Here is a 12325-nt window from a genome sequence, read left to right as displayed (position 1 = left end):
GGGCTCCGCCCCGGATCCCGCGCCTCACACGCCGGCGGGGCTGGATTCGGGTGGGGGTTGATCGGGGGAGGGGCGGCGTCTAGCGTCGGGCGGGCGGTGCCAGACTTGCACTGCTAGGTAACGACTCAGGCCGCCGGGAGGCCCCGTGTCACCGTTCCTGCCCACCGATCCGCTCGGCCTCGACGAGCTCCTCACCGACGAGGACCGCGCCGTGCGCGACACCGTCCGCGGCTGGGCCGCCGACCGGGTGCTGCCGCACATCGCCGAGTGGTACGAGAACGGCGAACTCCCCGGCATCCGGGACCTCGCCCGCGAGCTCGGCTCGATCGGCGCGCTCGGGATGTCCCTCACGGGCTACGGCTGCGCCGGCGCCAGCGCCGTGCAGTACGGCCTGGCCTGCCTGGAGCTGGAGGCCGCCGACTCCGGGATCCGCTCGCTGGTCTCCGTCCAGGGCTCCCTCGCGATGTACGCGATCTGGAAGTACGGCTCCGAGGAGCAGAAGCAGCGCTGGCTCCCCGGCATGGCGGCCGGTGAACTGATCGGCTGCTTCGGCCTGACCGAGCCCGACGTCGGCTCCGACCCGGCGGCGATGCGCACGTACGCGAAGCGCGACGGCACCGACTGGGTGCTGACCGGCCGCAAGATGTGGATCACCAACGGAAGCGTCGCGGCGGTCGCCGTCGTCTGGGCGCAGACCGACGAGGGCATCCGCGGGTTCGCCGTGCCGACCGACAGCGCCGGCTTCTCCGCGCCGGAGATCAAGCACAAGTGGTCGCTGCGCGCCTCGGTGACCAGCGAGCTGGTGATGGACGACGTACGGCTGCCCGCCGACGCGGTGCTCCCCGGTGTCACCGGGCTGAAGGGGCCGCTCGGCTGTCTCAGCCACGCGCGGTACGGGATCATCTGGGGATCCATGGGCGCGGCGCGCGCCAGTTTCGAGTCCGCGCTCGACTACGCGAGGACGCGGGAGCAGTTCGGGAAGCCGATCGGCGGCTTCCAGCTCACCCAGGCCAAGCTGGCGGACATGGCGCTGGAGCTCCACAAGGGGATCCTGCTCGCCCACCACCTGGGACGGCGGATGGACGCGGGCACGCTGCGGCCCGAACAGATCAGTTTCGGCAAGCTCAACAACGTCCGCGAGGCCATCGAGATCTGCCGTACCGCGCGGACCGTCCTGGGAGCCAACGGGATCTCGCTCGAATACCCCGTCATGCGGCACGCCACCAACCTCGAATCGGTCCTCACCTACGAGGGCACCGTCGAGATGCACCAATTGGTGCTGGGCAAGGCGCTCACCGGGCTCGACGCCTTCCGGTGAGGGCCCGGCTCAGCTCTGGTTGAAGAAGTCGCGCGAGCGGCCGGCGGGCTCGCCGCTCACGATCTGGGTGTCGGCCGGGGTCAGCAGGAAGACCCTGGTCGCCACCCGCTCGATCGAGCCGCGCAGGCCGAAAGTCAGACCGGCGGCGAAGTCGACGACGCGCTTGGCGTCACCCGGGTCCATCGACGACAGGTTGACGATGACCGGAACGCCCTCGCGGAACAGCTCGCCGATGCCGCGCGCGTCACGGAAACCGTCCGGGGTGACGGTCGCGATCCGCCGGCCCTGCTCGACCGCCGACTCGGAGGCCACCTTGACCCGGGGGTCGGTGACCCACTGGTCGCCGGGGCCGGAGACCGACCCGCCGTGCTGCCGCTCCACCGCCTCCGCGTAGTCGTCGTCGTAGTACCGATCGTCGTCGCTGTCCTCCACGAGACCCAACCAGGCACTCGCCTTGCGCACCGAACCCATGGACGCCTCCCTTCACCGCGGTCAGTCTTCTTCTCTCAGCTGCCCCTATGGTCGTCCATGATGCTGACAACGCGCCAAGTGGATAGCCGCCGCGCAGGGGTTTCGTGACGGTACTGGTGCAGAACATCCGTTGCACGGCCGAGGTTCCCGGCGGCTACCGCTGCTGACTGAGTGAAAATACGACCGCCGCCGCCGTGCGGGTGAGCGGTGCGGGCGTACGGGTGAACGAACCGGCTGGATACGATGCCCCGCACGTACGCGTATGACACACGGGGGAACGCATTGTTCGGCATCGTCAGGCCCTGCACGCACCGCCTGGGCGAGCGTTTCAAGACAGAGTGGATGGCCCATCTCTGCGGTCTCTGCCTGGCACTTCGCGGTGACCACGGGCAATTCGCCCGGATCGTCACCAACTATGACGGGCTGCTGGTCTCCGTTCTGACGGAGGCTCAGTCCGGTCCCGCTCCCGGCGCCCGGCGCACCGCCGGGCCCTGCCCGCTGCGCGGGATGCGCACCGCCCCCGTGGCCAACGGCGAGGGGGCCCGGCTCGCGGCCGCCGTCTCGCTGGTGCTGGCCTCCGCGAAGGTGCGGGACCACGTGGCCGACCGGGACGGGCTGTTGGCCCGGGCCCCGATCGCCGCCGCCGCGCGCAAGGTGGCCCGGGGCTGGGACCGGGCCGGCGCCCGTACCGGGGCCTCGCTCGGCTTCGACACGGCGGTGCTGGTGGACGCCGTCGACCGGCAGGGCGGCATCGAGACCCTGGCAGGGCCCGGCACCCCCGTGCTCGTGGTGACCGAGCCGACGGAGACCGCGACGGCCGCCGCCTTCGCGCATACCGCGGTCCTCGCGGGACGGCCAGGCAACGCCGCCCCGCTCGCCGAGGCGGGCCGCTACTTCGGGCGGCTCGCGCACCTGCTCGACGCCGTCGAGGACCAGGCCGCCGACGCCGCGGCGGGCGCCTGGAACCCGCTCACGGCCACCGGGACCTCCCTCGCCGAGGCGCGCCGGCTGTGTGACGACGCCCTGCGGGGCATCCGGCTGGCGCTGCGCGAGGTGGAGTTCGCGGACGCGGGGCTGGCGCACCGGCTGCTCGTCCACGAGCTGCGGACCTCGGTGGACCGGGCCTTCGGGACCAGCGCCTGCGGGCACACCGTCACGGACTCGGCAGGGGGTTACGGCGCCCCGCCCCAGGGCTACGGCGCCCCCGGCGCGGGCACGGGCGCCGGTCCGTACGGCGGCGCCCAGGGGCCCTACGGTCACCAGCCCTACGGCCCCGCCGCCCCGCTCGCCCCCGGCGGCCCGGGGCTGCCGCCGCCCATGGGCCCGGGCGGTCCCGGTGGCTCCGGCGGGCACGGCGGTGGCGGGCTGCCGCCGCAGAAGCCGCGCCGCGGGCTGCTCGCCGGCTGCGCCGTCGCCCTCGGGCTCTTCTGCACCTGCCAGCTCTGCTGCACCGATCACGACGGCCCGTGGTCCCGCAAGAAGCGGGACCCGTGGTGCGACGCGTGCAGCGACTGCGGCGATCCCGGCTGCGGCGGCTGTGACGGCTGCTGCAACTGTGACGGCTGCTGCTGTGACGGCTGCGACGGGTGCGACTGCGGCTGTAGCTGAGGCCCTCTCAGATTCCGCGCGCCCGGACGGCGTACGGGGTGGTTCCCGTCCGGGCGGGCGTGGAAGGCTTGAGCGGCATGAACGATGACGCGCACGACCCGCACGCCGCCTGGCGGACCTGGCACGAGCACCGGGTGGCCACCGTGTCCGCCCCCTACGGCCCCCTCGCGCTGACCGGAACCTTCTGGCTCGCCGACTTCCCGGACGGTCGAATTCCGGCCGCTCCGGGGAACTGGCGCGCCGCCGGTGACGCGATGGAGCTCTCGGCGGCCCCCTCGGACGGCATCGCCCTCGACGGGAAGCCCTTCGCCGGAGAGGCCATACTCGCCGCCGACGAGGGTCCGCCCGCGCGGTCCCGGCTCACCGCCGGGGAGGCGCGGCTCGTCGTGCTGCGCCGTGAAGGGGAGTGGGCGGTACGGGTCTTCGACCCCGGCTCCCCGGCGCGGGCCGCCTTCGCCGGCATCGAGGCCACCCCGTACGACCCGGACTTCAGGCTGCCGGGCCGGTTCCGCCCGTACGGCGAGGACCGGACCGTGCGGGTGGAGAACGTCGACGGACGGGCGCGCGGACTGGACCTCGGCGGCGAGCTGAGCTTCGTCCACGCGGGCGCCGAACACACCCTCCAGATGGCCGTGGACGAGGACGACGGCAGTCTCTGGGCCGTCTTCGGCGATGCCACCGGCGGCCGCTCCAGCTACCGCTTCCGGTTCCTGAGGCCCGGCGTCCCCGATGCCGGGGGCGCGGTCGACGTCGACTTCAACCGGGCCGTGCTGCCGCCCTGTGCCTTCGCCGACCACTTCATCTGCCCGTTCCCGCCGCCCGGGAACACCCTGCCCTTCGAGGTCGCGGCGGGCGAGCGACGGCTGAAAGACGCCCTTGCGACCGGTAACTGACGCCAGGACACTCCCGACAGTGCTTGTCGAGGGCTGGCCAGGAAATTGTCAGGGGCGCGTCAGGAGCACGACCCGAGCCCATGCGCCCGCCGTGCCCCCGACCGCGCCTCACGGGCTCCGGCACCCCCACGTTCGCCGGGCCCCCGATCCCTCCCGGGAGGACGAGAAGTGAGGATCAAGCGCATCACCCGTACCAGGCTGCTCGCGGTGGCCACCGGCCTGGCCGCCGCCGCGGCCCTCGCCGCGCCCACCGCGGCGAGCGCGGACGGCCCCCGCGACGGCCAGGACCCCGGATTCAGCGCCGCCCGGCTCGCCTCGGCCGGCGCCTCCGTCCTGCGCGCCGACGTCGGCGGCACCGCCTGGCACACCGACCCCGCCACCGGAACCCTCGTGGTCTCCGCCGACTCCACCGTCAGCGAGGCGTCCCTCGCGAAGATCAGACGCGAGGCCGGGGCCGACGCCGCCGCCCTGCGCATCGAGCGCATCCCCGGCAAGCTGACCAAGCTCGTCTCCGGCGGCGACGCCATCTACGCGACCAGCTGGCGCTGCTCCCTCGGCTTCAACGTACGCAGCGGCAGCACCTACTACGCGCTGACCGCCGGGCACTGCACCGACGGCGCGGGCACCTGGTGGAGCGACTCCGCCCGCACCGCCGTCGTCGGCAGCACCGTCGGATCCAGCTTCCCGACCAATGACTACGGCCTCGTCAAGTACGCGAGCAACACACCGGTGCCGCCCGGCACCGTCGGCAGCCAGGACATCACCAGCGCCGTCGACCCCACCCTCAACATGTCCGTCAGCCGCCGCGGCTCCACCACCGGGATCCACAGCGGCACCGTCACCGGCCTCAACGCCACCGTCAACTACGGCGGCGGCGACATCGTCTACGGCATGATCCGCACCAACGTCTGCGCCGAACCCGGAGACAGCGGCGGCCCGCTCTACTCCGGCGCCCGCGCGGTCGGCCTGACCTCGGGCGGCAGCGGCAACTGCTCCTCGGGCGGGACCACCTTCTTCCAGCCCGTCGTCGAAGCCCTGAGCGCCTACGGAGTCAGCGTCTACTGACCGGGCACCGCGCGGGCGTCCGCTCCGCGCGCCCCCGTCGCACCCCTGGACGTCCTCCCGCCTTCTGGGAGGATGTCCAGGGCGTCCGTGTCCAGGGGGGCAGGTTCCGTATGAAACGCATCGGCGTGACCGGACACCGGTCGATTCCCGACGAGGCGCTCGGCCATGTGCGGGACGGTCTGCGGGCCGTACTGCGGGAGCACGAGGGACCGCTGGAAGCCCTCTCCAGCCTGGCCGAGGGAGCGGACCAGCTCTTCGCCGCGATCGCACTCGAATGCGGCGCCGACCTCACCGTGGTCATCCCCAGCGGGGACTACGAGGACCGCTTCGAGGACCCCGGGGCCCTGGCCGGCTACCGGCGGCTCAAGGGGCGCGCCTCCCAGGAGATCCGGCTGGCCTTCGCCCGCTCCACGGACGAGGCCTACTACGCCGCCGGCACCTACATCGCCGACTCCTGCGACCGGCTCGTCGCCGTCTGGGACGGCCTGCCCGCCCGCGGCCACGGCGGCACCGCCGAGATCGTCGCCTACGCGCGCGCCCTCGGCAAGCCGGTCACCGTCGTCTGGCGCGAGGGCGCGGCCCGCGACTGAGCCACGCCCGTCCGCCGCCGCCCCGGCAGCCGTCGGCCCCCGGGCCGCCGGGCCGTCAGCTGCTGTGCCGGGCCAGCCAGTCCGTGTGCTGGGGCGAGACGTAGCGCTCCGTCTCGTACACCGCGGTCGGCCACGAGACCTCGGTGATCGTCGTCTGCATCACGACCATCATCGCCGCCAGGTCCTGCTCGATCAGGGTGTGCGCCTCGATCAGCGGATGGTGGCGCCGCACCTCGTTCCAGGCGATCGCGGCCGCCGCCGCCGAACTCAGCAGCCCCGGCACCCCCGCGTCCACCCACAGCCCCGACAGGGCGAGCAGCAGGCCCAGGCAGGTCAGCAGCACGATCGTCCACGACCACAGCGACGTGGCCCGCCGCGACACCTCCGTCTTGCGCCGGTACCAGTCGCGCTGCTCGATCAGCCGGTCCCGTACGTACGTCTCGCGCCGCGCCTGGTAGCCCATCCCGCGCAGCCGCTCCATCGCACCGGTGACCTCCCCGCCCTCCGGGACCAGGCCCGCCGTCCGCGGATCCTCCCAGCCCATCTTGCGGAGCTCGTCCAGCCCCTTCTCCAGCCGCGTCCGGTACGTGGCCCGCGGGTCCGCGACCTCGCTGCCGAACGGCGCCCCGTGCACGGCGTACCGCCAGGCCAGGGACTTGATGAACTCGGCCGCGCTGCGGTTGAGCTGCCACTGCGGGCGGGCCCGCCGCCTGGTCGCCCGTACGCCCACGACCAGCACCCCCGCGTACGCGAGCGCGCTCAGCGCCGCGAACACGCGCGGCGGGCCCGCCGCGGACGCCGAGGTCAAGGTGGCCGCCCCGGCGGCCGCCACGAGCAGCAGCAACTGGGCGCGCGTGGCCTGGACGGACTCCCGCTGCCGGGAGATCGCCGCCCGGTCGGTGTGGTGGAAGAGGGCCGGCAGGTCCTCATGTCGAAAGGTCATGCTGTCGGTCACAGCGAACCCCCCAGTCTGCTGTCGGGTGGATGCGGGCGGCGGGGCTCCTCGTCGCCCCGCCGCCCGCGGTCGGATCACACCGCCAGCGGCTCCAGGTCACGGTGGACCCGTCGCTCGTCGCGGGCGTATCGGGTCAGGCCGTGGTCCTCGCCCAGCAGCCGCGTCAGTTCCGCGACGGCGTCCGCGCGGACCCGGGCCGCCTCCTCCTTGCGGCCCATCGCGTCCAGGCTGACCGCCATGTTGGAGGCGCTCGCCAGGGTCTCCGGGTGATGCGCCCCGAGCGCCTCGCGCAGCCGCGTCACCGCCGCCCGCTCCAGCTCCAGGGAGCCCTCGGGATCACCCTGGTCGGCCAGGGCGTTGGCCAGGTTCAGGTGGGCGAAGATGGTGTGCGGGTGGTGGTCGCCCAGTACCTCCTGCATGTACCCGATGGTCTGCCGCAGCATCGTCTCGGCCGTCTCCGCCGCCCCCGTGCCCCAGTGGAAGACCGCCAGGTTGTTCACCGCGGCCAGGGTGTACGGGTGCCGCTCGCCCGGCACCGTCACGTACTCGTCCACCACCTCCTGCGCCAGGTCCCGCGCCCCGCCCGGGTCCCCGGTCGCGAACAGGTCCGCCGCCAGGTTCAGCTCGCAGGCCAGCAGGTCCGGATTGACCGAGGTGTACTTGGCCCGGTAGCGGTTGCGGGTCGCCGTGGTCAGCCGCAGCGCGTCCTCCAGGTCGCCCGCCCGCCGCAGCGAGACCGCCAGGTTCTTCGCCGCCGACAGCGTCCCCGGGAAGGCCCGGCCCAGCTGCCGCTTGTAGATCTCGTACGTCCGGCTCAGCAACTGCACCGAATCGTCGTACCGGCCGACCTCGCGCAGGTCGCGCGCCAGGTTCTGCGCCGAGGACAGGGTGTACGGATGGTCCGGGCCCAGCACCTCGGTCCGCCGGTCGAAGACCTCCTGGTCGATCTCCCGGGCCCGCGCGTACTGCCCGACCATCCGCAGGTTCAGCGCCAGGTTGTTCGCGGCGGCCAGGGTGCGCGGGTGCGCCTCGTGGAAGATCTGGCCGAAGCCCTCGTGCGCCGCCTTCGCCAGGTCCATCGCCTCCCCGTACCGGCCGAGCGCGCCCAGGTCCATCGCCAGACCGCTGGTGGTCATGTACGTGTGCGGGTGCGAGGGGCCGAGCGCGGCGCGCTGCCGCTCCAGCGTGACCTCGTCCAGCTCCTTCGCCTCCACGAACCGGCCCTGCGAGCGCAGGATGTTGGAGAGGTGGAAGCGCAGGTACAGGTACTGGAGGTCGTCGTTGCCGAGGGTCTCCTTCCAGGTCTCGCGCAGCTCCTCGCCCAGCGCGTACGCGGCCTTGAAGTCACCGCGCTTCCACAGGTAGCGGACCCGGTCGATCATCAGCCGGCGGGTCTCCGGCTCCCGGCAGAACCGGGCCTCGGAGGGCGACAGGTGCGGCCAGATCGTGTTGAACCGCGGCCAGGTCTCCGGATTGTCTATGGGCTCGTCGTCGTCCGGCCGGGCTCCCGCCAGGATCCGGTGCACCGCGTGCCGGGCCTCGCGCTGCTCCTCCTCGGACAGCTGCGCCCGGATCACCGCCTGCACCAGCCGGTGCACCTGGATGCTGTTGCCGACCTGGTCCACCTTGGCCATGGCGAACCGGCCGATCTCCCGGATCACCCGGCCCAGCACCAGCTTCTCCTGGAGCGAGGAGTCGTACGGCTTGAGCGCGTCGATCATCTCCTTGCTGTAGAGGAGGTTCGCCGAGATCGGCTCCGGCGCGAAGAACGCGCACAGCTGGAGCAGCCGGACCGCGGCGGGGGAGCGGGACTGGAGCCGCTCGATCGACACGTTCCAGGTCGCCGCCACCGGCTCCGGGTACCCGGGCGGCTGGTTCAGCCCCAGCACGCGGGCGGCCTGCTGGGCCAGTTGCTCCAGGTACTCCGACACCGGCGTCGCCGTCTCCGCGATCCAGGCGCCCGCCTGCTCGACCGCGAGCGGCAGGTCGCCCACGGCTACGGCCACCTGCTCCGCGTCGTCCTTGGTCAGCCCGGGGGCCCGGCGCTGGAGGTGCTCGATGGACTCCTCGCGCAGGAACACGTCCACCGGGAGCGCGTCCCCGTACTGCGACCAGGACTGGTTGCGGGAGGTCACCAGCACGTGGCCCGGGCCGCCCGGCGGGAAGAACCGCTTGAGCGCCTCGGGATCGTCGGCGTTGTCGAAGACCAGCAGCCACCGCGAGGTGGGAACCCCGCGCCGCAGCAGGTCGATCGCCTCCTGCGAGGCCGCCGACATGTCCTCGCCGGTCTGCGCGCCCAGCCGTACGGCCAGCTCCGCGAGGGCCGCGACCACGTCGTCGGTCTGCTCCGAGGAGATCCACCACACCAGGTCGTAGTCCGCCATGAACCGGTGGACGTACTCCAGCGCCACCTGGGTCTTGCCGACGCCGCCGAGCCCGTACAGGGTCTGCGGCTGCGGCAGCACCACGGCCATGCCGCCGCCGAGCTGGTCGCGCATCCGCTCCAGCACGATGCTGCGGCCGGTGAACCCCGGGTTGCGGGGCGGGGCGTTCCAGATCTTCGGCACCGTCCCGGGGAACCGGGGCCCGGGGTGCGAGGCGCTGGCGACGCTGTCCGGCAGCGCCATGGGCCGCTCGACCGCGCGCAGCAGGGCGGTGGTGGCGTGCACCTCGTCGAGTCGGAAGAGGTCCACCGGGTTCCGGTCGATGTACGGCGTGGACAGGCGTACGTCGCCCACCCGCAGCGGCACCAGCTGCCGCCGGCCCCCGGTCGGGTCCTCGGCGGCCGCCCGCTCCCAGACGTTCACCGCCCGCGCCGACTTGAGGTAGGCGCTGGAGAGCAGCACCACGGTCCGGGCGGCGGTGTCGATGCTGAGGCCCGCGCCCAGGGTGTCGCCGGGGGCGGTGCCCGGGGGCCGCTCGGCGGAGACGTCCTTGGGGACGACGCGGAAACCGGCCCGGGTGAGCACCGACTCGATCCAGTCGGCCCACATCCGGTTCTCGGCGACGTAGGAGAGGAACAGGTCGGCGGGCAGTGCCGGGCGCCGCCGGGTGAACGCGTCGCGGATCCGCAGCCGGACCTCCTCCCGGATGGCCGGCATGGAGGTGGTCCCGCCCTCGGTGACCACGGCGGTGAGCCGCTCGAAGGCGGACAGCAGCGAGTTGGTCAGCCCGGCCTCGTCGCCGAAGGTGGCCAGGGTCTCCTCGTAGGCGTAGTACGGCCGGTACGGGATCTCCACCGCGCCCCAGTACGAGGTCAGCTCGTCCCCCACCAGGCCGCTCGGGAAGCGGTCGAACTTGATCCGGGCCAGGGCGCGGCCCGCGTCGGCCTTCTCCTTCTCGCCCTCGTCGATGCGCATCGGGACCGGGTAGATCTTGATGCCGCGGTCGCCGAACCGCTCGTCGATCTGGCGGGCGACGGCGGCGGCGCCGTCGATGGACTGGTCGGAGAGGGTGAAGCAGTCCACGAGGACGTCCGGGAGGTGCACGGTGCAGATGTCGGCGATGTCGGAGAGGCCCGTGCGGCTGTCGATCAGGACGTAGTCGTAGTTCCGCTTCATGTCCGCGCGCAAGGCGTCGAAGAAGAGGCCGCCGCCGAGGCGGTCGTAGAAGTTGTCCCAGTCGAAGGTGGAGACGGTCGCCGAGTACTCGCGGTTCTGCCGGCCCGCTGAGACGAAGTCGAGGGTGCCGCCGTCGGGGAACTCCCAGCCCAGTGTTTCGGGGGTGAGGGACACCGCGTGCGGCTGGATCCGCGCGTAGTCCTTGTGCCAGTCGTCGGCGCGCCGCGCCGGGCTGGTCGCGGCCCAGGCGTACTCGCTGATCAGGTCGATGACCCCGGTGGTGGCCCCGAGCGTGGAGGGGTCCAGGAAGGGGTGGAAGAACCGGTGCAGGCCGGGGGCCTCCAGGTCCCAGTCCACGGCGAGCACCCGCTTGCCGTTGGCGGCGAGGATCCAGGCGGTGTTGGCCAGGGCCATGGTGCGGCCCGTACCGCCCTTGTACGAGTAGAAGGTGACGATGCGTCCGTCACGGCCGCTGCTGTCACGACTCGCTGTCATCCGTGTCCCCCCGGTCGGTGTCGTAGTCGGCTGTGGCATCGCGTTCGCGGTGGCCGGGGCCGGTGGCGCCGTTCCCGGCCGCGTCGGGCGGGAAGGGGGCCCGGGGCGGCGGCGCGGGCGGCCCGTTCATCCCCATCGGGCCGAGCAGTCTCGGGCGTTCGGTGGGGGTGCCGCCGGCCGGCGGGTACACCTGGGCGTGCCTGAGGAACTGCTGGGCGGCCGCCTCCACGACCTGCGGCAGGATCTGCCCGAGGGTCTCCATGTTGGCCACCCCGTTGGCGGCGGCCCGGCAGGCGGCGCGGCCCTGGCTCATCTTGACGGGCATGGTGTCCTCCAGCCGGTGCGCCAGCTCGTTCTCCCTGGCGCGGCTCTGGTGGTCGTAGCGGTTCCACGGCACCACCACGTTGATCCAGGGCCGGGACTCCTGGTCGAAGGCGGCCAGCCGCTGGCGGCGCTGCTCGTCGTCCACCGCCCACCGGTCGATGAGCAGGATCTCGGGCCGGGTCGGCGGCTGTTTGCCGTCGAAGTGGCCCGCCTCGTCGTCGAAGGAGCTCATGGTGGTGCGGTAGTTGAGGTTGCGCACCAGGTCCTCGGCGACGTAGGCGATGGGCCGCTGCGAGGTCGGGTGGTACGGGTTCCAGTCCAGCGCGCTCTCCCCGTAGTACTCGGGGCTGCGGCCCTCCGGCAGGTCGTGGCGGGAGGCCGCCGCCACGGTGACGTGGAGGGTGCGGGCCGGTCCGCTCGGCGTCCCGAAGGCGCTCGGCACCACCCGGTAGTCCACCGGGCGCACCGATTCGAGGCGGACGCTCTCGGCGACCCGGACGATGCGCTTGGCCAGTTCGTACACGGCCCGCTCGTACTGCTCGGCGTAGCCGCGCAGTTTGATCAGCCCGTACAGGCCGTCGGTGACGTAGCGCTCCCCGAAGGTGTTGTGGTTGAACTGCAACCGCTCGGCGGGTCCCGGCAGTTGGGAGGGCGGCACCGGCACCCACAGGGCGGGCACGATGGCCTCGGCCGGCTGGTTGCTGATCGCGCCGTGCTGGATGGCGCGCTGCGCGAAGGCGAACCACTCCTTCCCGCACATCTCGCTGGCGAAGTACCGGGGCGAGAACAGGGGTACGAAGACCCGGCAGGTGGCGAGCGCCTGCGCGAGCCGTTCCGACCAGCCCTCGCCGCTGCGTATCTCCCGGTCCATGAAACCCGCGTCGGATCCGGCGGGCAGGTCGGTCAGGGCCATGACGTGGCTGCAGAGATCGCGATAGAGGCGCTCGACCCACATGTCGGGGTCGGGCCCCCCGGCACCGAATCTCGGCGTATGCGCATAACTGAGAAAAAAATAAGGCTGTACTGATGCGGGCACACGACCCCCG

The 12325-nt window shown here is 72.7% G+C and carries 9 protein-coding genes; 5 read left to right on the top strand and 4 right to left on the bottom strand.

All coding sequences use genetic code 11. From position 1 onward, the window contains the following. Positions 1 to 145: 145 nt before the first annotated feature. Entirely contained in the window at positions 146 to 1318 is a 1173-nt protein-coding gene (locus IE248_RS23870; protein ID WP_073774814.1) for an acyl-CoA dehydrogenase family protein, read from the top strand. A gap of 9 nt (positions 1319 to 1327) precedes the next feature. On the opposite strand, the gene IE248_RS23865 is transcribed toward IE248_RS23870, so the two are convergent. Then, positions 1328 to 1789, bottom strand: coding sequence for a cell division protein SepF (locus IE248_RS23865; RefSeq protein ID WP_008742692.1), 462 nt, complete (start codon positions 1787 to 1789; stop codon positions 1328 to 1330). A gap of 282 nt (positions 1790 to 2071) precedes the next feature. On the opposite strand from IE248_RS23865, the gene IE248_RS23860 reads away from it, so the two are divergent. The 4 genes from IE248_RS23860 (at position 2072) to IE248_RS23845 (ending at position 5945) form a co-directional block, all read left to right on the top strand. Next, a complete protein-coding gene (locus IE248_RS23860) occupies positions 2072 to 3397 on the top strand; it encodes a DUF5685 family protein (protein WP_190031616.1) in 1326 nt (441 codons plus the stop codon). A 77-nt stretch (positions 3398 to 3474) separates the two neighbouring features. Then, positions 3475 to 4290, top strand: coding sequence for a DUF1684 domain-containing protein (locus IE248_RS23855; protein WP_190031615.1), 816 nt, complete (start codon positions 3475 to 3477; stop codon positions 4288 to 4290). Positions 4291 to 4458: 168 nt separating this feature from the next. Beyond that, on the top strand, positions 4459 to 5355 hold the full coding sequence (locus IE248_RS23850) for a S1 family peptidase (protein ID WP_008743956.1): 897 nt from the start codon (positions 4459 to 4461) through the stop codon (positions 5353 to 5355). A 110-nt stretch (positions 5356 to 5465) separates the two neighbouring features. Next, positions 5466 to 5945: a hypothetical protein gene (locus IE248_RS23845; protein ID WP_037797332.1), complete on the top strand. Its 480-nt coding sequence runs from the start codon at positions 5466 to 5468 to the stop codon at positions 5943 to 5945. A 55-nt stretch (positions 5946 to 6000) separates the two neighbouring features. Here the strand turns inward: IE248_RS23845 and IE248_RS23840 are convergent, their stop codons facing one another. The 3 genes from IE248_RS23840 to IE248_RS23830 form a co-directional block, all read right to left on the bottom strand. Next, on the bottom strand, positions 6001 to 6888 hold the full coding sequence (locus IE248_RS23840; protein ID WP_073797217.1) for a DUF4231 domain-containing protein: 888 nt from the start codon (positions 6886 to 6888) through the stop codon (positions 6001 to 6003). 86 nt (positions 6889 to 6974) lie between these two features. Further along, positions 6975 to 10955 (bottom strand): FxSxx-COOH system tetratricopeptide repeat protein, encoded by a 3981-nt coding sequence (fxsT, locus tag IE248_RS23835; RefSeq protein WP_190031614.1) that lies wholly within the window; start codon positions 10953 to 10955, stop codon positions 6975 to 6977. Then, the gene (locus tag IE248_RS23830; RefSeq protein ID WP_229895474.1) at positions 10939 to 12315 is read right to left on the bottom strand and encodes a TIR-like protein FxsC; all 1377 of its coding nucleotides are present in this window, start codon (positions 12313 to 12315) and stop codon (positions 10939 to 10941) included. Before IE248_RS23830 ends, fxsT begins: the two co-directional genes overlap by 17 nt. Positions 12316 to 12325 lie beyond the last annotated feature (10 nt).

It is taken from the genome of Streptomyces goshikiensis, from assembly GCF_014650555.1.
Classification (GTDB): Bacteria; Actinomycetota; Actinomycetes; order Streptomycetales; family Streptomycetaceae; genus Streptomyces; species Streptomyces goshikiensis.
This window is presented reverse-complemented; position numbering and strand designations above follow the sequence as displayed.